At 54.8% G+C, this 25,234-nt stretch carries 23 protein-coding genes and 1 tRNA gene; 22 read left to right on the forward strand and 2 right to left on the reverse strand.

From position 1 onward, the window contains the following. Nucleotides 1–347 precede the first annotated feature (347 nt). Nucleotides 348–423 (reverse strand) — tRNA-Glu (locus GCD22_RS04160). Between the two features lie 141 nt (nt 424–564). Here GCD22_RS04160 and secB point away from each other — a divergent pair. The 22 genes from secB to gatB all read left to right on the forward strand — a co-directional run bounded on the left by secB (nt 565) and on the right by gatB (nt 24,468). Continuing rightward, nucleotides 565–1,014, forward strand: coding sequence for a protein-export chaperone SecB (secB, locus tag GCD22_RS04165; RefSeq protein WP_081577152.1), 450 nt, complete (start codon nt 565–567; stop codon nt 1,012–1,014). Nucleotides 1,015–1,017: 3 nt separating this feature from the next. After that, the gene (locus tag GCD22_RS04170) at nt 1,018–2,058 is read left to right on the forward strand and encodes an NAD(P)H-dependent glycerol-3-phosphate dehydrogenase (protein ID WP_081577151.1); all 1,041 of its coding nucleotides are present in this window, start codon (nt 1,018–1,020) and stop codon (nt 2,056–2,058) included. 4 nt (nt 2,059–2,062) lie between these two features. Then, on the forward strand, nt 2,063–3,514 hold the full coding sequence (locus tag GCD22_RS04175) for a sensor histidine kinase (RefSeq protein WP_081577150.1): 1,452 nt from the start codon (nt 2,063–2,065) through the stop codon (nt 3,512–3,514). 6 nt (nt 3,515–3,520) lie between these two features. Continuing rightward, nucleotides 3,521–4,927, forward strand: a complete 1,407-nt coding sequence (locus tag GCD22_RS04180) for a sigma-54-dependent transcriptional regulator (protein WP_081577149.1) — start codon at nt 3,521–3,523, stop codon at nt 4,925–4,927. A 57-nt stretch (nt 4,928–4,984) separates the two neighbouring features. Beyond that, nucleotides 4,985–5,227 carry a type II toxin-antitoxin system Phd/YefM family antitoxin gene (locus GCD22_RS04185; protein ID WP_081577148.1) on the forward strand — a complete coding sequence of 81 codons (243 nt, stop codon included), beginning with the start codon at nt 4,985–4,987 and terminating at the stop codon, nt 5,225–5,227. Further along, on the forward strand, nt 5,227–5,640 hold the full coding sequence (locus GCD22_RS04190) for a type II toxin-antitoxin system VapC family toxin (RefSeq protein WP_081577147.1): 414 nt from the start codon (nt 5,227–5,229) through the stop codon (nt 5,638–5,640). The genes GCD22_RS04185 and GCD22_RS04190 overlap by 1 nt, the downstream gene beginning before the upstream one ends. A 151-nt stretch (nt 5,641–5,791) precedes the next feature. Then, entirely contained in the window at nt 5,792–6,832 is a 1,041-nt protein-coding gene (locus GCD22_RS04195) for a phytoene/squalene synthase family protein (protein WP_170286692.1), read from the forward strand. Continuing rightward, entirely contained in the window at nt 6,829–8,796 is a 1,968-nt protein-coding gene (gene shc, locus GCD22_RS04200) for a squalene--hopene cyclase (protein ID WP_153940457.1), read from the forward strand. Before GCD22_RS04195 ends, shc begins: the two co-directional genes overlap by 4 nt. Then, on the forward strand, nt 8,778–9,500 hold the full coding sequence (locus tag GCD22_RS04205) for a phosphorylase family protein (RefSeq protein WP_081577145.1): 723 nt from the start codon (nt 8,778–8,780) through the stop codon (nt 9,498–9,500). Before shc ends, GCD22_RS04205 begins: the two co-directional genes overlap by 19 nt. After that, nucleotides 9,497–10,486 (forward strand): hopanoid-associated sugar epimerase, encoded by a 990-nt coding sequence (hpnA, locus tag GCD22_RS04210; protein ID WP_081577144.1) that lies wholly within the window; start codon nt 9,497–9,499, stop codon nt 10,484–10,486. Before GCD22_RS04205 ends, hpnA begins: the two co-directional genes overlap by 4 nt. Before the next feature lie 38 nt (nt 10,487–10,524). Next, nucleotides 10,525–11,700 carry a bacteriohopanetetrol glucosamine biosynthesis glycosyltransferase HpnI gene (gene hpnI, locus GCD22_RS04215; RefSeq protein WP_031569181.1) on the forward strand — a complete coding sequence of 392 codons (1,176 nt, stop codon included), beginning with the start codon at nt 10,525–10,527 and terminating at the stop codon, nt 11,698–11,700. After that, entirely contained in the window at nt 11,700–13,130 is a 1,431-nt protein-coding gene (hpnJ, locus tag GCD22_RS04220; RefSeq protein WP_029315945.1) for a hopanoid biosynthesis associated radical SAM protein HpnJ, read from the forward strand. The genes hpnI and hpnJ overlap by 1 nt, the downstream gene beginning before the upstream one ends. Then, nucleotides 13,093–14,007: a hopanoid biosynthesis-associated protein HpnK gene (gene hpnK, locus GCD22_RS04225; RefSeq protein WP_244947576.1), complete on the forward strand. Its 915-nt coding sequence runs from the start codon at nt 13,093–13,095 to the stop codon at nt 14,005–14,007. The genes hpnJ and hpnK overlap by 38 nt, the downstream gene beginning before the upstream one ends. Next, nucleotides 13,988–16,693, forward strand: coding sequence for an MMPL family transporter (locus GCD22_RS04230; protein ID WP_081577142.1), 2,706 nt, complete (start codon nt 13,988–13,990; stop codon nt 16,691–16,693). The genes hpnK and GCD22_RS04230 overlap by 20 nt, the downstream gene beginning before the upstream one ends. A 3-nt stretch (nt 16,694–16,696) precedes the next feature. Beyond that, nucleotides 16,697–17,710, forward strand: a complete 1,014-nt coding sequence (locus tag GCD22_RS04235) for a lysylphosphatidylglycerol synthase domain-containing protein (protein ID WP_140391009.1) — start codon at nt 16,697–16,699, stop codon at nt 17,708–17,710. Then, a complete protein-coding gene (locus tag GCD22_RS04240) occupies nt 17,707–18,549 on the forward strand; it encodes a ferritin-like domain-containing protein (protein ID WP_010636861.1) in 843 nt (280 codons plus the stop codon). Before GCD22_RS04235 ends, GCD22_RS04240 begins: the two co-directional genes overlap by 4 nt. A gap of 107 nt (nt 18,550–18,656) precedes the next feature. Next, entirely contained in the window at nt 18,657–19,760 is a 1,104-nt protein-coding gene (gene hpnH, locus GCD22_RS04245) for an adenosyl-hopene transferase HpnH (protein WP_010636860.1), read from the forward strand. A gap of 41 nt (nt 19,761–19,801) precedes the next feature. Continuing rightward, entirely contained in the window at nt 19,802–20,455 is a 654-nt protein-coding gene (locus tag GCD22_RS04250) for an ABC transporter substrate-binding protein (RefSeq protein WP_153940458.1), read from the forward strand. Then, nucleotides 20,455–21,258, forward strand: a complete 804-nt coding sequence (locus GCD22_RS04255) for an MlaA family lipoprotein (protein ID WP_024894151.1) — start codon at nt 20,455–20,457, stop codon at nt 21,256–21,258. Before GCD22_RS04250 ends, GCD22_RS04255 begins: the two co-directional genes overlap by 1 nt. A 1-nt stretch (nt 21,259) precedes the next feature. After that, entirely contained in the window at nt 21,260–21,547 is a 288-nt protein-coding gene (gene gatC / locus GCD22_RS04260; RefSeq protein WP_010636853.1) for an Asp-tRNA(Asn)/Glu-tRNA(Gln) amidotransferase subunit GatC, read from the forward strand. Between the two features lie 12 nt (nt 21,548–21,559). Further along, entirely contained in the window at nt 21,560–23,032 is a 1,473-nt protein-coding gene (gatA, locus tag GCD22_RS04265; protein ID WP_024894153.1) for an Asp-tRNA(Asn)/Glu-tRNA(Gln) amidotransferase subunit GatA, read from the forward strand. Then, nucleotides 23,029–24,468, forward strand: a complete 1,440-nt coding sequence (gatB, locus tag GCD22_RS04270; RefSeq protein ID WP_244947577.1) for an Asp-tRNA(Asn)/Glu-tRNA(Gln) amidotransferase subunit GatB — start codon at nt 23,029–23,031, stop codon at nt 24,466–24,468. The genes gatA and gatB overlap by 4 nt, the downstream gene beginning before the upstream one ends. A gap of 96 nt (nt 24,469–24,564) precedes the next feature. On the opposite strand, the gene GCD22_RS04275 is transcribed toward gatB, so the two are convergent. Next, nucleotides 24,565–25,122, reverse strand: coding sequence for an SCP2 sterol-binding domain-containing protein (locus tag GCD22_RS04275; protein ID WP_226825926.1), 558 nt, complete (start codon nt 25,120–25,122; stop codon nt 24,565–24,567). Nucleotides 25,123–25,234 lie beyond the last annotated feature (112 nt).

Here is a 25,234-nt window from a genome sequence, read left to right on the forward strand (position 1 = left end):
GCAGGACCTAACCCGTCCAGATGTCACTTACGCGGAACAGGGTAAGCCCGTATCCCCGCCCTGAATATTAGGCGAGCCGACCATAAGGAAGGTCCATGAGGATGCGGGTATAGGAACGGGGAAAAAGCAAACGCCGTTTTGTAATGTCCCAGAAGGTACGTGCCTCTGATCGACGGACGCACGCGTACCGCACTCCAGAAATGCTGTTGGGGTGAAAGGCTCCTCGATCGGCATCGCCTCAATGCGCTGGCTTGCAGCAATGTGGAAGCCAAAGAATACTTTGCCAAACCGAAGGGCGTCAGGACACTTTAACAAAGATGGTGCTATTCCTAACTTATGGAATTTTTTGGCGTCCCCAGGGGGGTTCGAACCCCCGTTACCGCCGTGAAAGGGCGGTGTCCTAGGCCGCTAGACGATGGGGACCTGGACAGCGGGGCAATCGTACACAGAAGCGCGCTTCAGGGCAAGTGTCTTTTCAGGCTTTCACTCCATAGCCCCGCAGGGGGGTCTTCGGTTAGACTGGGCGGAGTGTACTTTTTAGCCACCTGTAGGAAGAAGGATCTTATGGAAGAAGCAGAAGCAGTATTCATGATTGAACGGGTATATGTGAAGGACAGTTCTTTCGAGTCGCCCAACGCCCCTTTGAGTTTTGTGCAGACCGAGGCGCCCACCGTGGATGTGGGTCTGAATACGGCCAGCAATCAGGTAGAAGGCATGGATGGCTTGACGGAAGTGATTCTGACGGTGACGGTCAAGGCCAAGGCGGGTGAGAGCACCTACTTTGCGGTGGAAGTGCAGCAGGCGGGGCTGTTCCGGATTCAGAATATTCCCGAAGAACATATGCCGGCGCTGATCGCTGTGCATTGTCCGACCATTCTGTTCCCTTATGCCCGCGAAGTGGTGGCGGATATGGTGGGACGCGGCGGCTTCCAGCCCTTGCATCTGCATCCCGTCAATTTTGAGGCGCTATATCAGCAGGCGCAGCAAGAACAAGTGGGTCACACGACGCAATAAGCCATGCGCTGGGCTGTTCTTGGAGCCGGGCACTGGGGAACCGCGTTGGCGGTGCATTTGTGCCGCCAGGGCCATATGGTGCGGCTCTGGGGGCGCCACCCGGAAACTCTGCCGGGTTTTATGGATTCCACCTGTTTATCTCCGATTTTTCCAGAAATCCGCTTTCCGTCCGGTCTTGGCGTAGGCTCTGATCTGGCGGCGACGCTGGAAGGGGCTGAGGGTGTGCTGCTGGCAGTGCCCAGCCATGCCTTGCGGACGGTTCTGGCGACTATTCCCCAGGCTTTATTACCCCCGAATCTGCTGCTGGTGCTGGCTTCCAAAGGACTGGAGCTGCCGGGCGCCTTGCGTTTGGATCAGGTGCTGGATGAAAGCTGTCCGACATTGCCTAAAGTGGTACTTTCCGGGCCGAGTTTTGCCCATGATCTGATTCTGGGTAAGCCTCTGGCCATGACCGCCGCTGCTGCAAATATGGATGATGCGCGGCGGGTTGTGGAAGTGTTTGCCAGTGACCAGATGCGCGTGTATCGCAGTGATGATGTGGCGGGTGTGTGTCTGGGGGGGGCAATCAAAAATGTGCTGGCCATTGCGGCAGGCATTTCCGATGGGCTGGGCAATGGTGATAGTGCCCGCGCTGCGCTCATTACCCGTGGCATTGCCGAATTGCACCGTTTGGGGACGGCATTGGGGGGGCGCACGGAAACCTTTATGGGATTGACCGGCGCGGGGGATCTGATTTTGACGGCCAGCAGTGATTTGTCCCGCAATCGCCGGGTGGGTATGGGCCTGGGGCGGGGTTTGTCGTTGGAGGCAGTATTGCGTGATCTGGGCCAGGAGGCGGAAGGCGTGCGCAGTGCCCAGGCTTTGTTTTTGCTGGCCCAGCGACTGGGGGTGGATATGCCCATTACCGAGCAGGTCTATCGGGTGCTCTATGCCGGTGCGGACCCGCGCGAGGCCAGTGAACAACTGATGCGCCGCGCTGCACGTGCCGAGCATCCTGCTGATCTGGAGTCCATAACCGCTTCCCCGGTTAAGGGGAGTCGCTAGGTCCATGGCGATTTTGCGTTTGCCCGGTGGCGGGTCAGACAGCCGCAAGCGCATCCCTTTTGCGCCTTTCCGGACCATTGGTTTTTTGCTGGTGCAGTTTGTGGTGCTGGCTTTGCTGCTGCTCGGCGTGCTGCTGGTTCACACTAACCAGGATTTGCATACGCTGGATGCTTATACGGCCTACATGGCGAGTTTGGCGCAGACTTCCCAGGAAACTCTGCGTACCTGGCAAAGTGAGGGTCCTGCGGCGGCGCTGCCCGTGCTGCAGCGCAATCTGGCCCAGATTGCAGCGGCGCATCCGGAGCAGGTCAAAACCAATGCGCACTGGGGGCGTTTGCAGGCGTTGATGGCCAAACAGGACCCGGCCCTCTTGCCTCAGGCTTTATTGCAGCTTTCGGATGTCAGCATGGAAGAGCATCTGCGTGGTCGCAGGCTGGTATTGGCGGCGGGGCATGATGCCCGCTATACCCTGATTGGAACCGCCGTAGCATTGTTTGCGTTCATGATTTTTGTGCTGGTGACGTTGGCGTTTTTCCGTCTGCGGATTTTAGGCCCATTGCGGCGTTTGCAGGGGGCCATGCGCTCCCTGGAAATCGGGGCTTTTCGGCGGGTGACGGAAGCCCATGCGGATCCTGGCATTAGTCCTTTGCTGCAGTATTACAATCACATGATTGGGCGTTTGGAAGATCTGGAAAAAACCCGGCGCCAGTATTTGCAGGATTTGCAGCGGGAAGTCAATGAAGCGGCCCATACGCTGGTGGCGCAACAGGCGGCGGTGGCCCGCTCGGAGCGCCTGGCGGCGGTGGGAGAGGCCGCTGCCGCCTTTGCCCATGAATTGCGTAATCCGCTGGCGGGCTTGCAGGTGGGCTGTGCAAATATCCGTCGGGAAATCCGTGATCCGGAGCTGGCTGAAAGACTCGGGTTGATGGAAGAGGAGCTGCGTCGGGTCAGTCGTTTGCTCGATCAGCAATTGCGCGGTGCGCGTCAGGTTCATGAAAAAGGCCGCCGGGTGGCGCCCCGCGAAACGGTGGAAACTTTGCTGAATTTGTTGCGTTATCAGATGCCTGCCCAAGTGGTGCTGGAGCTTTTGCCGGGAGATTGCCGCGATTGTCTGTTACCGTTGGATCAGTTTCGTCAGGCATTGCTCAATCTCATTTTAAACAGCATGCAGGCGCTGGCCAGCGAGGGTGGAACCATCAGCGTCGCCATTGCCCAGGTGGATAAACAGTTGCAAGTGACCGTGTCTGATAATGGTCCGGGTTTTCCCGATACCTTGTTGCGCGAGGGCATTCGTCCCTTTGCCAGCAGCAAGGAACAGGGTACAGGGCTGGGTTTATCCATGGTGCGACGTTTTGTGCGCAGTCTGGGGGGAGAGGTGCAATTGCGTAATCGGGATCCGCATGGGGCAGAAGTAGGCTTGTTGTTACCTTGTCCTGACATTGCTGGTAAGGAGTAACCCAACATGGCTGATGCTTTGCTGATTATTGAGGACGAGATTTTTCTGGGCCGGGAAATGTGCCGCTTTTTTGAAAAGGAAGGCTGGGAAGTGCATTGGGCGGAACGCTTTGCCGATGCCGAAGAGCTCTTGTTGAGGCAGGATCTCAGCCCTCTGGTGACCCTGGCGGATCTCAACCTTCCGGATGGTAACAGTCTCGATTTGTTGGAAAAGGTGCGGGCTAAAGGCGGTACCGGAGAATGGATTTTTCTGACAGCCTTCGGGAGCGTGCCCGATTCGGTGCGGGCTTTGCGGCTGGGCGCCTACGATTTTCTGGAAAAGCCCTGTGAAATGGAGCGTCTGGAGATGGTGGTGCGTTCGGCTGGTCGGGGTGCCCGCGCCCAGCGTCGGGTGGCGGAAGATACCTCCAACCAGCATCGCCGCTATCGTCCCGAAACCTATCTGGGAGAAAGTCCGGCTGCCGCTAACGTGCGCAGCATGCTCGATCGCCTCAGTCAGGTTCCTTATAGTGCCCTGGTGATTTCAGGAGAAACGGGCACGGGTAAAGGACTGGCTGCGCGCATTTTGCATTATAGTGGCGCTCAGGCTGGCGGCCCCATGGTGGAAATCAACTGTGCGGCTTTGCCCCGGGAATTGCTGGAATCCGAGTTGTTTGGATATGAGCCCGGAGCATTTACCGGGGCCGCCGTGCGCCATCGGGGGCTGGTGGAGCAGGCCAGCGGCGGCACCCTGTTTCTGGATGAAATTTCGGAAATGGAGCTCGAACTCCAGGCCAAGTTGTTGAAAGTCATTGAAGATCACAGCCTGCGCCGACTGGGAGGGGATCGCCCCATTGCCGTGGATGTGCGTTTTATTGCCGCCAGTAATCGGGATCTGGATGCGCAGGTAGCTCAGGGTGCTTTTCGTGCCGATTTGTTCCATCGTCTGAGCGTATTTCGTCTGGCTTTGCCTTCCCTGCGCGAGCGTAAGACGGATCTCCATGAACTGGTACCGCATTTTGTGGCGGAATTCAATGCTCAGGCTGGCAAGCGCGTGCATTATATCAGCCCGGCCGTGTGGGCTGCGCTGGAGTCTTATGACTGGCCTGGAAATGTCCGGGAACTGCGTAATGTGATTGAGCGGGCAGTGCTGTTTTCCGAAACCGAAGAACTGCCCAGGGAATGGCTGCAGTTGCCCGGAAATCTGAATAACGCCTGTCCGGCCCCATCTGGCTGTCCGGTGGATGACCAGCATATTATTCTGCCCATGGATGGCAGCATGGATCTGGAGGCTATGGAACGGCAGATTCTCCAGCAGGTGCTGAGTCTGACCGAGGGTAATGTCACCAAGGCCGCGCGGGTATTGGGGATTACCCGCGAGACGCTGCGCTATCGGGTCCGCAAACATGGCCTGGGAGATGACGGGGAGTCTTGACAGGGCCGCCTAGGTACAATTAATCTGGTCTTAGACTGGTTTAAGGAGAGGTCAGCGATGCCTGAAATTGGTGCCTACGAGGCAAAGACGCATTTGTCCGAGATCCTGGATCGGGTGCGTCAAGGGGAACGATTTATCATCACGAAACACGGGCAGGCAGTGGCCGAGTTACAGCCACCCAAAGGCCAAGGAACTGAGGAACGGCGGGCGGCTGTGGCGCGCCTGAAAGCGTTCCAGGCCAGCCATGACCTGCAGGGCGTATCCTTGCGCGAGTTGATTGACGCGGGACGCAAATACTGATGACTTTTATCGCCGATGCTTCCATGACCCTGGCTTGGTGTTTTCGGGATGAAACCGCCGAATTCCCAAACCGGGTGCGTGAGCGGCTGCTGGTAGAGGGACTTTGTGTGCCCGCACATTGGGCGTTGGAGGTCTGCAATGCACTCCTGGCCGGTGCGCGACGCGGACGTATCACCATGCCAGAATTGCGTGAACTGCTGCCCGACCTGCGTTTGCTGCCAGAAGCCATAGATCATCAGACGGATGCCGCAGCGTGGTCCGCGACCTTGGACCTGGCGGATGAACATGGTTTGACGATCTATGATGCGGCCTATCTGGAATTGGCTTTGCGGAAAAAACTGCCACTGGCGACGCTGGATAAGCAGCTCCTTGCGGCGGCTCTAGCAGTGGGTGTTGCACTTGTACCAGAGTGATTTGGTGATTTTCATTACACTCCATTGAGGATCCTACTATACTTGCGGAATTGTTGCGGGATCGTTACATTGCCGCGATGCAACGGGTCAGCACTGGCGCCCGGACCAAAATAGAACAAGGAGTTTGGATGTCACCAGTCAGGACCGCCGCATGACTGCGGCGCTAGATCAGGCTTTAGCCTGGCAGCAACATAGCCTGCAACTTGTTTCCCGCACTTTTGCGCTGACCATCCCGCAATTGCCTGAGTCTTTGCGCGTCGCGGTGGGAAATGGTTATTTGCTGTGCCGCATTGCCGATACCATTGAAGATGATCCGACCATGCCCTGGGAAGAAAAAGCCCACTGGCAGCAGGTATTTTTGCAGGTAGTCGAGGGACACGAAGATCCGGCAGTATTTGCCGGAGGTTTTGGCGCTCAACTGTCTGCGGATATGCCTGCTGCCGAACATGACCTGGTGCGTCATACGGCCGATGTCGTGCAGATTACCCACAGTTTCAGTGCCAGCCAGCAAGCGGCTCTGGCGCGCTGTGTGCGCATCATGGGGGCGGGCATGGCCGAGTTTCAGCAGCACGCCTCCCTGAAAGGGCTGGTGGACATGCCCGCTATGGATCATTACTGCTATGTGGTGGCGGGCGTGGTCGGCGAAATGCTGACCAGCCTTTTTGTGGAGTACGAACCGCGTTTGCGTGCTCAGGAAACAGAAATGCAAGGTCTGGCGGTGTCTTTTGGTCAGGGCCTGCAAATGACCAATATTCTCAAGGATATCTGGGATGACTGGGCACGCGGGGTCAGTTGGATGCCGTCCAGCGTGTTTGCTCAGTATGGTTGTGATATTGCCGCCGTCCAGCCCGGCAGTCACGACCCGGGCTTTCAGGCCGCCTTGCAAAACCTGCTGGATATTGCCGCCGAACATCTGGAAAACGCGCTGCAATATACCCTGATGATTCCTGCGGATCAGACCGGCATGCGTGATTTTTGCCTCTGGGCCCTGGCGATGGCCGTGCTGACTTTACGGCGTATTGCCGAGAATCCGGCTTTTGCATCGGGTGCTGAGGTGAAAATCAGTCGTAATAGTGTGCAGTGGGTAGTCATGTTATCCAAGCTCATGCATCGTTCGGATGGGTTGTTGCTGGCCAGTTTCCGGGCTGGCATTAAACCCCTGCGCAAAACGGCACGGGTAGCGACCGCATGAACCGTGTCCTGCAGCCGTTACCGCTGGTGGGCGGATATTTGCGTCGCACGCTGGAGCAGACCCTCGACGGGGCGCTGGAGCACGCCCAGTCGGTACTCCTGGAGAAACAGGCCCCTGATGGGCACTGGTGTTTTGAATTTGAGGCGGACTGCACCATTCCGGCCGAATTTATTCTGATGCAACATTATATGGATGAGCGTGATGCGGCGCTGGAGTCCAAAATGGTGGTGTATTTGCGCAGCAAGCAGGCGGATCACGGCGGTTGGCCGCTGTATTATGGGGGGCATTTTGATTTGAGTGCTTCCGTGAAGGCCTATTACGCGCTGAAGCTGGCGGGAGATGCGCCGGATCTGCCCCACATGCGTCGCGCCAGAGAAGCCATCCTCGCCCATGGCGGTGCCGAACATGCCAATGTGTTCACCCGAATCACTTTGGCCCTGTTTGCCCAGGTGCCTTGGCGTGCCGTGCCTTCCATCCCGGTGGAAGTGATACTTTTGCCGCGCTGGTTTCCTTTTCAGATTTACAAGGTGGCGTCCTGGTCACGGACCGTCATGGTGCCTCTTTTTATTTTATGCAGCCTCAAGGCCCAGGCCAAAAATCCCTTGCAGGTGCATATTCGCGAATTATTTCGTCACCCTCCGGAACAAATTCAGGACTACTTTGCGGCATCGCGACAGGGCTTGGTGGCGCGCAGTTTTCTGGCTCTGGATCGTTTTTGGGGATTTATTGAAAACTGGATTCCTGCAGCCATTCGCCGCATTGCGGTACGTCGCGCCGAACAGTGGTTTACGGCCCGGATTAATGGCGAAGATGGTCTGAATGGCATTTTTCCGGCCATGGTCAATGCCCATGAAGCCCTGGCTTTGTTGGGCTATGCGCCGGAGCATCCCTACCGTCAGGCCACGGGTGCGGCGCTGCGCAAGCTGGTGGTGGAGCGCGCTGAGGATGCCTACTGTCAGCCCTGTATGTCACCGGTCTGGGACACCTGTCTGGCCCTTCATGCGTTGCTGGAAGCTGACGCTGTTGAGGAATCCGGTGGATCAGACAGAATTACCGGCGAACAGGAAAAAGCCATTGCCTGGCTCAAGGAGCGGCAGATTTGCAGTGATCCTGGAGACTGGCAGGTGCAGCGCCCGCAGCTGGCGGGCGGTGGCTGGGCTTTTCAGTATGCGAATCCCTACTATCCCGATCTGGATGATACGGCGGCAGTGGCCTGGGCCCTGGCGCGTGCCGGGCGTCCTGAAGATCGGGAAAGTATCGAAAAAGCGGCAAACTGGCTGACGGGAATGCAATCCCGCAATGGTGGGTTTGGTGCCTATGATGTGGATAATACCCACTATTATCTCAATGAAATCCCGTTTGCTGATCATAAGGCCTTGCTGGATCCGCCGACAGCGGATGTGACGGGCAGGGTGGTGGCCTTTCTTGGCTACCTGGGCAGGCCCCGTGATCGCGATGTGCTGCGCCGGGCCGTCGCTTATTTGTTGCGTGAGCAGGAGTCTTCCGGGGCCTGGTTTGGACGTTGGGGGACCAACTATATTTATGGAACCTGGTCGGTACTGATGGCTCTGGGAGAGTTGCAGGATCCTTCCTTGCAACCGGCCATGGACCGGGCCGCTGACTGGTTGCGGGCCATGCAGCAGGAAGATGGTGGTTGGGGGGAAAATAACGATTCCTACGCAGAGCCCGGCCTGGCGGGAGCTGGTCAGGTTTCTACGGCGGCCCAGACTGCCTGGGCCTGCCTGGGTTTGATGGCGGCGGGAGATCGCGGCTCCATCGCCCTGCGCCGGGGTATTCAGTGGTTACAGACCCATCAGAATGGTGAAGGTGATTGGCAGGATCCTTTTTTTAATGCGCCTGGCTTCCCCAAAGTATTTTACCTTATTTATCATGGCTATAATTTTTATTTCCCGCTTTGGGCGCTGGCCCGTTTCCGGAATTTGGGATGCAGCCGCAGCGGATAGGTATCGTTGTGGCGCTGGCTGCCGAGGCGCGCATCCTTTTGTCCGGGAAGTTGCGCTACCAGACAGTGATGGAAATTGCGCCGCAGCTTTGCATGGTGGTTTCGGGAATGGGTCCAATACGGGCTGATCAGGCGGCTGAACAGTTGTTGCAAGCCGGAGTAGGCAGACTCTTGTCCTGGGGCACTGCCGGCGGCTTGAATCCTGCCTGTCGGGCCGGGGATTTGCTGGTTCCCGAGCACATATTCTGGGCAGGACGTAGTTGGTCTGCCGACGCGGGCTGGCGGAGTGCGCTGTTGCAAAAATTTTCCGAAAAAGTGCTGGCTGGGGAGCTTTGTTCGGTCAGTGAAGCCTGTGCTTCGGTGGCGGCCAAGGCCCAACTCCGGGCAGATTATCCGGAAGCCCAAGCGGTGGATATGGAAAGCGGAGTCGTGGCGCAACGGGCAGCACAAGCCGGGATTCCTTTTCTGGCGATTCGCAGCGTGGTGGACCCTGCCCATCAGTCCATTCCCGCTATAGCCATGCACAGTGTTGATGGTTATGGTCGTCCCCAAATTTTGCCCCTGTTGCGGGGATTGTTACTTCATCCGGGCGATTTGCCGCCACTCATGGGTTTGGGCCGGCAGATGCAGGCCGCCGTAAACACCCTGCGTCTGGTTCAGCCGCACCTGGTTCAGCCGCATTTGCGGGAAGCCAACAGCGTATGAAAGCCTTATTGACGGGTGCCTCGGGTTTTGTCGGCGGAGCGGTGCTACGCCGCCTGCTCGCTGAAGGACTGGAAGTACGAGTGTTACATCGCAGCGGTGCGGATTCCAGCAATTGGGAAGGTCTGGATGTGGAGCCGGTGCTGGGAGACCTGGCTGATGCTCAGGCTTTGGATAAAGTCGTAGCGGGTTGCCAGCTGGTTTTTCATGTGGCGGCGGATTATCGTCTCTGGGTGCCTGATCCACAGTCTATGTACGCGGCCAACGTCAGCGCCTCGGAGCGTTTGGCCCGGGCGGCTTTGGACGCCGGGGTGGAGCGCATGGTTTATACCAGCAGCGTTGCCGTGCTGGGTCATTATGCCGATGGCCGGGTGGCGGATGAGGCGGCTCCTTCCCGTCTTGCCGATATGATCGGGCATTATAAACGCTCCAAATTTATGGCTGAGGAAGCTCTGCAACAGCTTTGTCAGAATGAGTCTGCACCCATTGTGATTGTGAACCCCTCCACACCTGTCGGGCCTGCAGACCGCAAGCCGACGCCGACCGGGCGGCTGGTGCGGGATGCTGCTGCCGGGAAAATGCCCGCCTATGTGGATACCGGACTGAATGTGGTGCATGTGGATGATGTCGCCATGGGCCACTGGCAGGCCTATTTGCACGGAGAGCCGGGACAACGCTACATTCTTGGCGGTGATAATTTGTCCTTGCAGGCTATTTTGACCCGCATTGCCGGACTTACCGGAAAGCGTTCACCCCTATTCCGTATTCCTCGCAAAATGTTATTCCCCCTGGCTTGGGCCGCAGAAAATGTGGTCCGTGCGCGTGGCCGGGGTACTCCTTTGGTGACCATGGATGAGTTGCGGATGGCCGCTCACAAAATGTATTTTTCCTCACAGAAAGCTGAAGAAATGCTGCATTATGTCCATCGTCCCGCCGAAGAGGCCCTGCGCGATGCGGTAAGGTGGTTTGCGGAAAATCATTATCTTTAGGCTGATTCAATAACTCACCGTTCAGGATATAACTGCTTATGGGTTTTGAGGAAGGGCTGTTGGGCTTGGCGTTTCTGCTGGCTTTGGCGGCTTTGGGTTATCAATTGCTGGCCATGTGGGTGCTGCGTGTCTGGCAACCGGTCCTGACGAATACGGATGCCACTTTTTTACCCCATACCATTCAAGATTTGCCCGCTCTCAGTCTGCTTAAGCCCCTGCATGGAGATGATGGCAACCTCTATGCCTGCCTGCGTAGTTTTTGTCTGCAGGATTATCCCCGTTACGAAATGGTCTGCGGCGTGCAGGACGCCGCTGATCCGGCAGTTGCCGTGGTCCAGCGCTTGCAACAGGAATTTCCTGCTCTGCCCCTGCGCTGGATACTGAGCGACAAGCTATTGGGTTGTAACCCCAAAGTGAATAATCTTGCGGGTATTTTGGCGGCCTGCAATCACGATTTACTGCTGATCAGCGATGCCGACATCGTGGTGGGACCGCAGTATTTGCATCATCTGCTAACGCCGCTGATGGATTCTCAGACCGGTGTGCTGACCTGTTTATATCGCGGGCTTCCTGATCATCATTTCAGCTCCAGATTGCTTGCCAGCCAAATCAACAGCCTTTTTCTGCCTTCTGTACGGGTCTCTGCGCACTTGGGTCCCAATATATTTTGTGGAGGGGCAACCATGGCCTTGCAGTGTTCGACCCTGGAGGCGATAGGCGGGCTGGAAAGCCTGGCTGATCAACTGGCGGACGATTACTGGCTGGGAGCCCGTGCCCGCCAGCTCGGAAAAGCCACCATACTGTCGGATTATGTGGTGGATACGCAGGTCCATGAGGCCAGTTTTCGGACATTTTACCAACATGCCCTGCGCTGGTCGCGGACCACACGCAGTGTTCAGCCTCTAGGCCACTTTTTTTCTTTTTTCAGTTATCCACTACCGCTGGTTGCGGTTTTGACGCCCTGGATGTTTTGGGGGGCCGGTTATTGGGGGATCATACCGCTGGGTATGGTTCTCTTGTTGCGCCTCGTGTACCATAGGCAAATTATGCACAAACTCGGTGCAACAGATTCTTTGGGTGCGGCCCTGCTGGCAGATTTTTTGGGGCTGTGGATTTGGTTTCATGCCCTCTTTGCGCGGCGCGTTGCCTGGAGAGGGTCACAATATGCAGTCACCGCCGACGGGCGACTGAACGGCCACGATGGAGTAACATAATGACGATGAAAACCCTTTTCCTGCAGGCTCCTTCCTTTGAAGGTTTTGACGGCGGTGCTGGTTCCCGTTATCAGGCCAAGCGGGAAATTCGTTCTTTCTGGTTTCCCACCTGGCTGGCCCAGCCCGCTGCGATGATCCCCGGCAGTCGTCTGCTGGATGCACCCCCCGCCGATGTGAGCGTGGAAGAAACCCTGGAAGTGGCTGCCGGATACGAGTTGTGCATCATCCATACCAGCACCCCTTCTTTTGCATCGGATGTGCGCATGGCAGAGTTGCTCAAAGAGCACTATCCGAAAATGATGATTGGTCTGGTCGGAGCCAAAGTGGCGGTAGAACCCGACGAGTCTTTGCGGGAGGCAGGTCTTGCCGTCGATTTTGTGGCTCGGGAAGAATTTGATTTCACCCTCAAGGAAATTGCCGAAGGCCGGCCCCTGAGTGAAGTGGATGGCATCAATTATCGTGCGGAAGATGGCCAGCTGATTCACAACCCCGACCGGGCCATGATTGAAGATATGGACTCCCTGCCTTTTGTTTCTGAGGTCTACAAGCGGGATCTGCACATTGAGGATTATTTTATTGGCTACCTCAAGCATCCCTACATTTCCTTTTACACGGGACGGGGATGCCGGTCTCAGTGTACATTCTGCCTCTGGCCGCAGACAGTCGGCGGACATCGTTATCGGACCCGCAGTGCAGCCAATGTGATTGAGGAAGTGCGTTACATCCAGAAAAATTTCCCGCAGGTGAAAGAAATTTTCTTTGATGACGATACGTTTACCGATGATCGCCCGCGTGCTGAGGAAATCGCCCGGGGTCTGGGCAAGCTGGGGGTGACCTGGTCCTGCAATGCCAAAGCCAATGTGCCTTACGAGACCCTCAAGGTCCTGCGTGAAAACGGCCTGCGTCTGTTGCTGGTGGGTTATGAGTCGGGCGATCAGCAGATTCTCAATAATATCAAGAAAGGCATCAAAGTGGAGTCGGCCCGTAAGTTTACTGCGGACTGTCATAAGCTGGGTATTGTCATTCATGGTACTTTCATTCTTGGTCTGCCTGGCGAAACCAAGGAAACCATCCAGAAAACCATTGAATTTGCCAAGGAAATCAATCCTCACACTATCCAGGTTTCACTGGCGGCACCTTATCCCGGCACGTTTTTGTACAATCAGGCCAAGGAACAGGGTTGGTTGACCGAGGAAGACGAGGCCCACATGGTCAATGATCGCGGTGTGCAGATCAGCCCCATGAGTTATCCGCACCTGAATCACACGGAAATTTTTGACTCGGTGGAAACCATGTACAAGCGTTTCTATTTCCGCGCCGGGAAAATTGCTGAAATTACTGGTGAGATGCTGAAAAGCACCCAGATGATGAAGCGTCGTTTGCGGGAAGGCGTTGAGTTCGTGCGCTTCCTGCGGCAACGCCACGGCTGAAGTGGGGCAGGGGCATACCCGGCGGCTGGTCGTTAACGCCGACGATTTCGGACTGGATCTCGCGGTTAATGAGGCGGTGGAATCAGCATATCAGAAGGGTGTGCTGACCACCGCCAGTCTTATGGTGGGGGCCCCTGCGGCGGCTGATGCCATACGCCGGGCGAAAAGCCTGCCTGGACTGGGTGTCGGTTTGCACCTGACTCTGGTGGATGGAGCGCCGCTGTTGCCAGCGGAACAGGTGCCGGATCTGGTGGACGTTCAGGGCCGTTTTGCAGCGGATTTATGGTTGCGCGGCGTGCGTTATTTTTTTCTGCCCAAGGTGCGCAGGCAGTTGGCGGCAGAAATTCGCGCGCAGTTTGCCGCCTTTGCAGATGCCGGTCTGGTGCTCGATCATGCCAACGCCCACAAACATCTGCATTTGCATCCTACGGTGTTAAGTCTGATGCTGGATATTGGGGAGGCATTTGGATTGCGGGCAGTACGTCTCCCCCGGGAGTCACTGGCGGTGGCGCGATGTGGTGGTGCGCGGGGCTTCGCACCTGCCTTCTGGGCTTTTTTTTTGCGCCCCTGGTTGGCAAGAATGCGCCGACAACTAGATAAGCGTGGACTGCTTTATAATGATTTGCTTTGCGGTCTGGATGCCACCGGACATATGACCGAATCGCGCCTGCTGGGTCTGCTGAACTGTCTGCCAGAAAAGTCTCTGGTGGAAATTTATTTTCATCCGGCCACCACCCAGAGTCCTTTACTGCGAAAGCTCATGCCTGATTATGAGCCCCAGGCAGAATATGCCGCCCTGTTGAGTCCCAGGGTTGGGGAGTATTTGCGTGATCATCAAATTGTGAGAGGTAGATTCAGTGATTTCACCAGCGGCTGAACGATTCCTGGAAAGTATCGGCAAATCCATTGCGCATTTTTTGGTGCAGGTGGTCGATTTTTCAGTGCGACGGGCTGTTTGGGTGATGGGGTTGGTGTTGATTGGTACCTTGCTGGCCCTGTTTTATGCGTTTACACATTTTGCAGTAGATACCAATACCAGCCATGCCCTGTCTCGCGATCTGCCCTTTCAGAAGCGTGAGCTGGCTTATCACAATGTTTTTTCCCAGGACCAAAACACCATTGTAGTCGTACTGCAGGGAAAAAATCCTCAGAGTAGCGACGCAGCAGTTACCCGTCTGGAGACCTGGCTGCGCGCTCGCCCGAAGATGTTTCACAGTGTTTACGTGCCGGGTGGTGGCAGTTTTTTTGAGCGGAATGGTCTGCTCTATTTGTCTCCGGAAAAAGTAAAGGATTTTGCCGATCGCATTACCAATGCCCAGCCCCTGATTGCCCGTTTGTCCGCCGATCCCAGTCTTGGTGGTTTAAGTGATTTGTTGAGTATGGCCATCAGCCAAAGACTGAGTAATGGTGTGCAGTTGCCGGGCATGACGGCCATATTCTCGGCGTTGAATGAGGCCGTGAAAGCCCGCCTGGAGGGTAAGCCGTACCAGATTTCCTGGAGTGAAATGATGGGCGGAGACCTGGCCAAGCTGGGCCCTGCCCAGCGCTTCGTCATCATTCAGCCAGCCATGAATTATCATTCCTTACAGCCTGCCGAGGCTGCCATCCGGACCTTGCAGGCAGGTTTGCAGAGTTTGCAGTTAAATGCCGCCCACGGCGTCAGCGTCGGTGTGACCGGAGGGGCTGTGCTGGATGCGGAGCAACTCCAGACCGTCAGTCATGGTGCTGGTGAATCCCTGGCGCTGACTCTGGGGCTGGAAATCATTTTACTCAGCATTGCCCTACGTTCGGTGAAATTGGTGAGTGGTGTGCTGATTGGACTGGTATCGGGCATTATTCTGACGACGGCCTGGGCCTTGTTTTTCGTCGGCCCCTTTAATCTCATCTCTGTGGCTTTTGCTATTTTGTTCATTGGTCTGGGTGTGGATTTCGGCATTCAATTCTGTCTGCGCTATCGCGAGGAATTGTTCAACGGTGCGGTGCATCGGGTAGCCATGCATCGGGTGACCCAGGGTATGGGAACAGCGCTAGGTTTGGCTGCAGTGGCGGCGGCACTGAGTTTTTACGCCTTTGTGCCTACCAGCTATGCCGGAATTGTGGATCTTGGGCTGATTTCCGGGACCAGCATGCTTATTGCGCTGCTGTTGACCCTGACTTTTTTGCCTGCTTATTTGACCTTGTGGCCCATTGCCTTAAACGGGCAACATCGGGTCATTAATTATCCGCATTTTACGATGGTGCCTACTCTGGCAAAACATCCAATCCATCGCTATGCCTACTGGGTATTGGGTTTGGTGGCCATACTCGCCGTTGCCGCCATTCCCCTGGCGATGCGGGCAAGTTTTGACTTTAATCCACTCCACATGATTGATAGTCACGCCGAAGGGGTAAAAGTCTTTGAAAAGCTGTTGGCTAACCCTGATACCGCTCCCTACCGGATGGAAGTACTCACGCCTAATATTGCCGATGCACAGACCGTGGCCCGGCGTGTCGAGCAGTTACCAACAGTGGCACGGGCATTGACTGTGGACAGTTATATTCCCAAGGACCAGTCCAAAAAATTGGCCATTTTGCAGAATCTGCAGATTCTGGTGCCCCCTTTTTCACTCATGATGCCGACAGCCTTGACCCCACCGGCTGCAGATACGCGTAAGAAGCTGGATAAACTGGTCAAGGATCTGCGTGCTCTGGCTGTCAAGGATGGTCAGACGTCTGCAGATGGTAAAATAACCGGGCAGTTGGCTGATCATCTTCAGACATTTTTACAGAAGCAGGGAAAACAGCCCGCCGCCATGAATGCTTTACAGAATAGTGTGATGGGTACTCTGCCCGGGGAGCTGAAACAGCTGGGCATGGCTTTGTCCGCCGGACCGGTCAATTTGCAAACCCTGCCGGCAGCGCTCAAGGATCGCTATGTAGGTGCGGCGGGTCAGGCGCGTGTAGAGATTTTCCCCAAGGCCAATCTGAGTAGTAACCAGGCCATGTATCAATTTGTTCAGAGCGTGCTCAAGGTCGAGCCCAGGGCGGTTGGAACCCCGGTCATGCTGGTGCAGGGTGGAGAGGCTGTTCTTGGTGCCTTTCAGGAAGCTACCTACATTGCGCTGGCCAGTATCAGTCTGTTGTTGCTTTTAGCCTTGCGCCGTTATCGGGATGTGCTGCTGATCATGATTCCGTTGCTGCTGGCGGCACTGTTTACGGTCGCGGCCATGAGTCTGCTGGGCTTGAGTTTCAATTTGGGTAATATTATTGTCCTACCCCTTTTGATTGGTCTGGGTGTGGCATTTGCCATCTATATTGTGGTGCGCTGGCGCAATGGTGTGGATGTTGCCCATTTGTTGGGAACTTCAACCCCGATGGCCGTGTTTTTCAGCGGTCTGACCACCTTGAGTGCTTTTGGCAGTATGGCCGTATCCCGTGATCCGGGCATGGCGAGTCTTGGCGAGGCGCTGAGTCTGGCATTGGCCATTGTACTTTTGTGTATATTGATTATTTTGCCGACCCTGATGCTGCTGTTTACGTCTTCTCCCCGCGAAGAGGGAATCGCACAGGATGAAGGCAGCTAAGCCTTGAAACAGAAAATGCTCATTCTGCTCGCTGGATTACTGGGTCTGGCCTTAGGTGTTTATCTGGTGCTGCATGCCGGTTTTGCCGGAATTGTGGCACTGCTCGCCGTGGCGGGCTGGGGGTTGCTCTGGTTGCTGCCGTTTCATTTGCTGCCGCTGGCTCTGGATACCTTGAGCTGGAAGTGGCTGTTACGTGCCAAGGCGCGCGCCCCCTTTGGTTTTTTGTTGTGGCTGGCCCTGATTCGCGAATCGGTGAACGGTTTATTGCCGGTGGCACGGATAGGTGGTGAACTGCTGGGAATCCGAATGCTCAGTCAATATGGTGTCTCGCCCTACGTGGCCGGTGCCAGTGTCATGGTCGAGATCACTTTGACTCTGGTGAGTCAGTTCTTGTTTGCTTTGCTGGGAGTTGTGGTGTTGCTGTTTGCGGTCAGCAATCACCTCCTGGTTTTCGAAGTTCTGGGTTTCCTTTTCCTGTCGATTCCGGTGATGGTCATTTTTTTCTGGCTGCAAAAACATAAAGGCTTGTTCTCGCTGGTGCAGAACATCAGTAAGCGAATGCTTGACGGTTATGATGTTTTGGGGATTATCGGCGATCCGCGTCTTCTGGATGCGGAAATCCGGAGTTTTTACGACAAGGGGCGCGCTTTGTTAGTGGCCAATTTTTGGCAATTAGCCGGGCTTTTTGCGGGCACTCTTGAGGTCGTTTTTACTTTTTGGCTGTTGCACCATCCGGTACCTTTCTGGGCGGCCTTGCTCCTCGAAAGTCTGGGGCAAGCTTTGCGTAGTGTGGCATTTGTGGTGCCAGCAGGTATTGGAATTCAGGAGGGCGGTTTTATGCTGTTCGGAACAGTTGTCGGTATCGGTCCAGATCTGGCTCTGGCTTATGCTTTGGCCCGTCGTCTGCGTGAACTGTTTCTGGGTATCCCGGTCCTCTTGTCATGGGTTGCATCAGAAAGTCATTATATGCGTCGAAGGTGGTTACAGGCTTCAACCGGGAAAGAGGGGGTTTTATGACGGCAATGGCCATAGAGCTGGGTTCTGAGCAGCATCGGGATTTGTTTTGCCAGTTCATGCACGATACCCATGTGCATTTTGATCCTGCAAATATGCCTTGGCCGGAACTGGATGCTGCCACGGAACAACGGGTCAAATCCCTGCCTTTCTGGGGCGAGGCGGTAGCGACGGAGAGTGTCACCGCGCGGATGGTTCAGAGCATGGCGGCACGGGAAACCGATCCCGTAGTGCGTGCTGCTGTGGCCCTGGATGGTCAGGAAGAACAAAGGCATTCGGAATTACTGCAGGCTTTGATAAAACATTATCATATTCAGATACCTCCCTCTCCGCCGCCGCCGCCCTTGCGGGATCCCTACTGGGAGTTTCTATTTACGGGGTATGGCGAATGTCTGGATTCCTATTTTGCTTTCGGGCTGTTTGCTGCGGCCAAAAACTCGGGATTTTTCCCGCCTGAGCTGGTCAAGATATTTGAGCCGGTCATGCAGGAAGAAGCGCGCCACATCATTTTTTTCATCAACTGGTTAAAATGGCACCGTCGGCGCCTGCCGTTCTGGAAAAAAATCGTCCTTGAGTTTCAACGTATCCAGGTCATCAGCATGCAGGCCTGGGCGCGGATTCAAACGGCAAGGGGCCTGAATGATCATCAGGAGGAAAATTTTACCATGACCGGCCATGAACAGGTGAGTAGCGACATTAGCCTGACACAGTTGCTCGCATTATGTCGGACGGAAAACGAGAGACGCTTTGCTGCTTATGATGCCCGTTTGCTGCGTCCGAAATTGGCACCGCGTATTGCCAATATACTGTTTTTCTTTCTGTCCCGGGGTAAAGGCGCCTGATTATTTGCTGCGCTTGTCCTGCATACGCTTTGGTATGTTATACTTGAGCGATTAAGGTTGTTATTTGTTCACAGGCTGTTTAGCCACCAGGTGGGGGTGTTGATACTATGGGTGTTCCTTTAATTCAGAGCTACAAGGTGGGTCGCTACATTGTTTCGCAAAAACTGCGGGGGCGTAAGCGTTATCCTTTGGTCCTGATGCTGGAGCCGTTGTTTCGTTGTAATCTGGCCTGTGCGGGTTGCGGGAAAATCGATTACCCCGATGATGTGCTGGATAAACGCCTGTCGGTGGAAGAGTGTATTGGCGCAGCGGAAGAATGTGGTGCGCCCATCATTTCCATTGCCGGCGGTGAGCCACTGATTCACAAGGATATGCCGGAAGTGGTGAAGGGTTTGGTGGAACGCAAGCGCTTCGTTTACCTATGCACCAATGCGCTCCTGCTGAAAAAGCGTATGGATGATTATACGCCTTCTCCTTATCTGACATTTTCTGTCCATCTGGATGGCAATGAACACCGCCATGATGATTCTGTCTGTCAACCGGGGACCTACAAGCGGGCAGCTTTGGCTATTCAGGAGGCGGTTGAAAAAGGCTTCCGGGTGACCGTGAATTGTACCCTCTTTCAGGGTGAAGGGGCGGAAGAAGTAGCCAATTTCCTGGATGACTGCAAGGCCCTGGGTGTTGAGGGTGTGACTATTTCTCCCGGCTTCAACTATGAGAGAGCCCCCCAGCAGGAAGTATTCATTCAAAGGCGCGCATCCCGACAGTTGTTCAGGGATATTTTCCGTATTGGTAAGGAACGCAAGGCGAAATGGACGTTTAATCAGTCCAGTCTGTTTCTGGACTTTCTGGCGGGTAACCAGAATTATCAATGTACGCCTTGGGGTAATCCTACCCGCAATATTTTTGGCTGGCAGAAGCCCTGCTACCTGTTAGTGAGTGAAGGCTACGCCCAGACTTACAAGGAAATGATGGAAACGACTCCTTGGGATCAGTACGGCGTCGGGGTTAACCGCAAGTGCGATCAGTGTCAGGTCCATTCCGGTTTTGAGCCGACAGCGGTCAATGACACGTTTGCGCACCCCCTGCGGGCGCTTAAAGTAGCCTTGCGTGGGCCGCGTACGGAAGGCCCTATGGCTCCGGATATGCCAACCATTCCCCCTTCACAGGGATCCGACCATCCGGTTTTTCCATTACGGGTTGAACGTTAGTAAGCGATTGGCCGTCCAAAAAGGGCTAACAGGGAGATTTTATGCTTATGAGAAATGCCATGTTGCTTGCTGTCGCAGCGGCTTTGTCCATGTTGCCAATGATTTCAGCCGGAGCAGCTGTCGCAGCACCTGCTCCGGCTGCCGCGCAAGCCAAGGTCCTGACACCAAAAGCCACTATTGACACCCTCGATGCAGCCTTATTGAAAGCCATGCAGGGTGGCAGCAAAATGGGTTATCAGGGCCGATATGCCGTGGTGTCTCCTGTAGTCCGGAAAGTCTATGATTTTGACCGGATTGCCAGTCTGACTCTGGGCAGCCACTGGTCCAAACTGACCACTGCGCAACAGAAAGAATTTGTAAGCGTGTTGGCGGACTATACTGCAGCCACATATGCGGCTCGTTTTGATAATTATAAAGGCGAACATTTTGCGGTCGTCAACAGCGAAACCATGCAGCCCGGAACTGAGGGCGTATTCAGCACCTTGACCATGCGCAATGGCAAGGTCCATCGTTTTGATTACCTGCTCCAGCAACAGGATGGACAGTGGCGTATTGTGAATGTGGTTGCCGACGGGGTCAGTGATTTATCCCTGAAACGTTCTGAATATGATGAAACCATTAAAACCAAGGGGTTCCCGGCCTTGATTGCGCATTTGAAAGCGCAAACTGCTCATTATGCGAGTGGTAAAAATTGATGCTTCGCTGGCGTTGGTTGCTTGGTGGCATCTTCGCCAGTTCCGTGCTGGCGCTATCAGGCTGCGCTACAGTGAATGGTCCCGGCTCCGGCACATCGGGATCCGGTCGACCGCCTTTGCAAACCTTCAACCATACTATGTTCCATGTGAATATGGGACTTTACGATTATGTGCTTGAGCCGGTATCTACGGGTTACAAAGCGGTGACACCGGGTTTTGTCCGCGAGGGCGTCAGTAACGTGTTTTCCAACGTGGGCATGCCTTACATTTTTATCAACGATTTTTTGCAAGGTCGGGTACAACAGGGTATGGAAGATTTGAGCCGTTTTCTGGTCAACTCCCTATTCGGTGTGGGTGGTTTGGTTGATGTGGCTGACAAACTGGATTTACCCATGCACGACAATAGTCTGGGGGTGACGCTTGGAGTCTGGGGCGTACCACAGGGACCCTATCTGGTATTACCCTTTTATGGACCCAGTTCGTTGCGGAGTTTGCCGGGTCTCGCCATGGTCATGTTTACCGGCCCCGCATATTATCTCACCAGTACCCCTGCCCAATATGCCTTGAGTGGCATGGGGGTGATTAATACGGGCTATGTGGATGGTCCGAAAATCCGCATGGTTCAGGAAGCGGTGGACCCTTATCAGTTTATGCGCAATGCCTGGGAACAGCATGAACAGTATTTGATCAGTGGCGGGGTAGTCAGTAAAAGCCAGTTGCTTGAAGGTCTGTCTTTACCTCCGCCTACTGGAACGACCCCAGCCGGCAATGAATCCAGCGTCAACACGAAAGGAAAGCATTAATATGGCTTTTGATCAGGATGCAGTGCGCCGTACGGCTCATCTGGCCCGTCTGGCCCTACCCCAGGAAGAAGTGCCGGCAGTGGCCAGTCAACTGGAAAAAATCATGTCGCTCGTTGAGGAGTTGAGTGCCATACCCACAGAGGGGATTTTACCCATGGCCCATCCTCTGGATCTGGAACAGCCACTGCGCCCGGATCAGGTTTCCAATCATGATGAACGCCAACGCCTGATGGCCAGTGCTCCGGCCACCGAGCACGGGCTTTTTCTTGTCCCCAAAGTCATCGAATAACAGGAGCAGCATTTGGACCTCCACGAATTTTCTCTGCGGCAACTCCGCGAGGGTATGCAAAAACGGGATTTCTCTGCACAAGAGCTGACGCAAACCCTGCTCAAGCGTATCCATACCTTAAACCCGGAACTGAACGCTTTTGTAACAGTGACCGAGGCTGCTGCCCTGGAATCTGCCGCTCGGGCTGATGACCGTTTGGCAAGAGGCGAAAGCGGAACGCTGCTGGGTTTGCCCATCGCCCACAAGGATATTTTTTGTACGGCAGATGTGCCGACTACTTGTGGGTCGAAAATGCTGAAAAACTTTGTCGCCCCTTATAGTGCCACTGTCGTGGAGCGTCTGGACGCAGAAGGCATGGTCATGCTGGGTAAGCTTAACATGGATGAATTTGCCATGGGCTCTTCCAACGAAACCAGTTATTTTGGACCTGTCCGTAATCCCTGGAATACGGAAATGGTACCCGGAGGTTCTTCCGGTGGTTCGGCAGCGGCGGTAGCAGCGGGTCTGGTGCCGGTGGCCACAGGCACAGATACCGGCGGCTCCATTCGTCAGCCGGCTGCCCTTTGCGGTATTACCGGGATTAAACCTACTTACGGACGGGTTTCCCGGTATGGCATGATTGCGTTCGCATCAAGTCTCGATCAGGGGGGGGCGATGGCGCGTTCCGCCGAGGATTGTGCTTTGCTGCTGAATGCCATGGTGGCCCATGATCCTCGGGATTCTACCAGCCACCCGGCGGCTGCCAGTGATTTTCTGCGTGGACTGGATCGTCCTCTGCAGGGATTGCGCGTCGGCGTGCCCGAAGAGTTTTTTGGCGAGGGACTGGATCCGGAAGTGGCTGCCGCCGTGCAGGCGGGGATAGATCAGTTAGCCAAACAGGGCGCTTCCATTCAATCCATTCGCCTGCCAAATAACCCTCATGCGGTCAGTACCTATTACGTCCTGGCACCGGCTGAGGCTTCCAGCAATCTGTCGCGTTTTGACGGAGTACGCTATACCCATCGCAGTAGTGCCGTAGAAAACCTGGATGACTTGTATCGGCAGAGCCGTTATGAAGGTTTCGGTGCCGAAGTGCGGCGGCGTATTCTGGTCGGCACTTATGTCCTTTCTGCGGGCTATTATGATGCCTACTATCTCAAGGCCCAGCAGGTGCGAAGTCTGATTCGCGAAGATTTCCGCCGCGCTTTTGCCGAGGTGGATGTCATTGTCGGCCCTACGACCCCGGGACCCGCCTTTGCACTGGGTGCAAAAAACGCTGATCCAATTTCCATGTATCTGGCCGATATTTATACCATTGCTGTGAATCTGGCGGGGATTCCGGCTCTCAGTCTGCCCTGTGGCTTCACCCAATCCGGCCTGCCCATTGGCATGCAGTTGATGGGCGATTATTTTGCGGACGATTTATTGTTGAATGTGGCGCATCGCTATCAGCAGGAAACTGACTGGCATCTGGCACGACCAAACTTGAAGGCGGGGGAGGCATGAGTATGGACTGGGAAGTGGTTATCGGTCTGGAGGTTCATGCGCAACTCAACACCGCCACCAAAATATTCTGCGGCTGCCCGACTGCTTTTGGTGCAGAACCCAATAGTCATACCTGTCCGGTTTGTCTGGCCATGCCGGGAGCATTGCCGGTTTTGAACGGGGCAGCCGTCGATAAAGCCATTGCTTTGAGTCTGGCGATTGGTGCCGAGCTGAATCGGCATAGCGTGTTTGCGCGAAAAAATTACTTTTATCCGGATTTGCCCAAGGGCTATCAAATCAGTCAGTACGAGTTGCCGGTTGTCGGCAAGGGGCAGTTGACGGTACAGATGGCGGATGGTTCTGAAAAGGTCATCGGCGTCACCCGCGCACATCTGGAGGAAGACGCGGGTAAATCCCTGCATGAGGCTTTTGTCGGCCAGACCGGTATTGATTTGAATCGCGCCGGGACGCCACTGCTGGAAATTGTTTCCGAACCGGATATGCGTTCATCTGCGGAAGCGGTGGCTTACTTGAAGAAACTGCATGCGCTGGTGCGCTATCTGGAAATTTGTGATGGAAATATGCAGGAAGGTTCGTTTCGTTGTGATGCCAACGTTTCCCTACGTCGTCCTGGAGACCCTTTTGGTACCCGGGCGGAGATCAAGAATCTGAATTCTTTCCGGTTTCTGGAAAAAGCCATTGAATATGAAATCCTGCGCCAGAAAGATATTCTGGAGAGTGGTGGCAGCATTGTTCAGGAAACGCGCCTGTATGATGCCAACCGGGATGAGACACGCTCCATGCGCAGCAAGGAAGAGGCCAACGATTATCGCTATTTTCCGGATCCTGACTTGTTGCCTCTGGTTCTGGATGAGGCGCGTATTGAAAAAGTCCGGCAAAGTCTGCCTGAACTCCCGGATGCCAAGCGTGAACGCTTTATGCAGGCCTATCAGCTCTCGGCCTATGATGCCGGTGTGTTGACCGCCGGGCGTGATCTTGCCGACTACTACGAGAGTGTGGCTGATGGCGTGGAAGGTAAGCTGGCGGCCAACTGGGTCATGGGTGATTTGCTCGGAGCTTTGAATAAAGCGGGGGTCGAAATTCAGGATTGCCCGGTGTCTGCCGAAAAATTACGCCTGTTGGTGCAGCGTATTGAAGATAAAACCATTTCCGGGAAAATTGCCAAGGAAATATTTGAGGAAATTTTTCACCAGGGTGGTGAAATTGATGCCATTATTGATAGTCGTGGCCTGCGTCAGATTACCGATGCGTCAGCCATTGCTGCTATGATAGATGAAATTATTGCTGCCAATCCCCAGCAGGTTGCGGGTTTTCGGGCGGGTAAGGATAAGCTCCTGGGCTTTTTTGTCGGCCAGGTGATGAAAGCCAGTCAGGGTAAAGCCAATCCTGATCAGGTGAATACCCTGTTGCTGGAACGACTCCAGAAGCCGGAATGAAATTTTGAAGTGTTGTTTTGCGGGTGGGTAATGCCCGTTCATTCAAAAGGGTGCCAGCAGAAGGCACCCTTTTTATATGACAACTTTTGGGTGCGCTCAGGAAGCCGGAACAGTGGCGGGCACTTCCTTAACCAGTTTCAGAAATTCGGAGAACGGACCCATGTTTTCCATGGCTTCCATTTTCGGGCCCTTGAAGTTGAGACGTCCAAACATCATGGCCATTGCAGGTGAACCCATGTGATGCCAGTCATGGGTCGTTGCCCACATTTTGTAGTCGTAGTTGTAATTAAGGTCGGCAACCTTCACCGCACCACCGTAGGTGCATTCAGCCTTACCGTCTTTAGCGGCAATTTCGAGCTGAATGGGCGGCGTGGTTTTCATGCTGGAGTCAGAGACCTCCATTATCTTGTAACCCTTACCGCCATTATTTTTGATCCAGGATCCCGCGAGTTTTTCGGTCAGCGTCGGATTATTGTTCCATGCGGTGCAAAGCTCCTTGGCCCAGGCAGGAGACATGAAAGCGGGGGTTGTGGATGCTGCTGTTATGGCACTACTCTCTGTTGCGGAACTGCTTGTATCTGCTGCAATTGCCATCGTAGAACCGGCAAGACCCAATCCCAAAACCGTCGCCATCATCATTTTTTTAAACATCATTTTCTCCTCCGCCATATGTATGGAATGCTCCCATTGAGCATCTCATGAGTATAGACCGGGTTTGGTCTTGCGGAAACCAAGGTATTTTTAATTTGGTGATAAACAATTAGAA

It is taken from the genome of Acidithiobacillus thiooxidans ATCC 19377, assembly GCF_009662475.1.
GTDB lineage: Bacteria > Pseudomonadota > Gammaproteobacteria > Acidithiobacillales > Acidithiobacillaceae > Acidithiobacillus > Acidithiobacillus thiooxidans.

Bases quoted from the DNA above. Each gene is read 5' to 3' on its own strand.
- hpnH (WP_010636860.1), top strand. From the start codon at position 18,657: ATGGGTGTTCCTTTAATTCAGAGCTACAAGGTGGGTCGCTACATTGTT.
- shc (WP_153940457.1), top strand. From the start codon at position 6,829: ATGAACCGTGTCCTGCAGCCGTTACCGCTGGTGGGCGGATATTTGCGT.
- gatC (WP_010636853.1), top strand. From the start codon at position 21,260: ATGGCTTTTGATCAGGATGCAGTGCGCCGTACGGCTCATCTGGCCCGT.
- GCD22_RS04240 (WP_010636861.1), top strand. From the start codon at position 17,707: ATGACGGCAATGGCCATAGAGCTGGGTTCTGAGCAGCATCGGGATTTG.
- hpnJ (WP_029315945.1), top strand. From the start codon at position 11,700: ATGACGATGAAAACCCTTTTCCTGCAGGCTCCTTCCTTTGAAGGTTTT.
- hpnI (WP_031569181.1), top strand. From the start codon at position 10,525: ATGGGTTTTGAGGAAGGGCTGTTGGGCTTGGCGTTTCTGCTGGCTTTG.
- gatB (WP_244947577.1), top strand. From the start codon at position 23,029: ATGAGTATGGACTGGGAAGTGGTTATCGGTCTGGAGGTTCATGCGCAA.
- GCD22_RS04185 (WP_081577148.1), top strand. From the start codon at position 4,985: ATGCCTGAAATTGGTGCCTACGAGGCAAAGACGCATTTGTCCGAGATC.
- secB (WP_081577152.1), top strand. From the start codon at position 565: ATGGAAGAAGCAGAAGCAGTATTCATGATTGAACGGGTATATGTGAAG.
- GCD22_RS04190 (WP_081577147.1), top strand. From the start codon at position 5,227: ATGACTTTTATCGCCGATGCTTCCATGACCCTGGCTTGGTGTTTTCGG.
- GCD22_RS04175 (WP_081577150.1), top strand. From the start codon at position 2,063: ATGGCGATTTTGCGTTTGCCCGGTGGCGGGTCAGACAGCCGCAAGCGC.
- GCD22_RS04195 (WP_170286692.1), top strand. From the start codon at position 5,792: ATGACTGCGGCGCTAGATCAGGCTTTAGCCTGGCAGCAACATAGCCTG.
- hpnA (WP_081577144.1), top strand. From the start codon at position 9,497: ATGAAAGCCTTATTGACGGGTGCCTCGGGTTTTGTCGGCGGAGCGGTG.
- GCD22_RS04170 (WP_081577151.1), top strand. From the start codon at position 1,018: ATGCGCTGGGCTGTTCTTGGAGCCGGGCACTGGGGAACCGCGTTGGCG.
- GCD22_RS04255 (WP_024894151.1), top strand. From the start codon at position 20,455: ATGCTTCGCTGGCGTTGGTTGCTTGGTGGCATCTTCGCCAGTTCCGTG.
- GCD22_RS04205 (WP_081577145.1), top strand. From the start codon at position 8,778: ATGCAGCCGCAGCGGATAGGTATCGTTGTGGCGCTGGCTGCCGAGGCG.
- GCD22_RS04275 (WP_226825926.1), bottom strand. From the start codon at position 25,122: ATGATGTTTAAAAAAATGATGATGGCGACGGTTTTGGGATTGGGTCTT.
- GCD22_RS04180 (WP_081577149.1), top strand. From the start codon at position 3,521: ATGGCTGATGCTTTGCTGATTATTGAGGACGAGATTTTTCTGGGCCGG.
- GCD22_RS04250 (WP_153940458.1), top strand. From the start codon at position 19,802: ATGCTTATGAGAAATGCCATGTTGCTTGCTGTCGCAGCGGCTTTGTCC.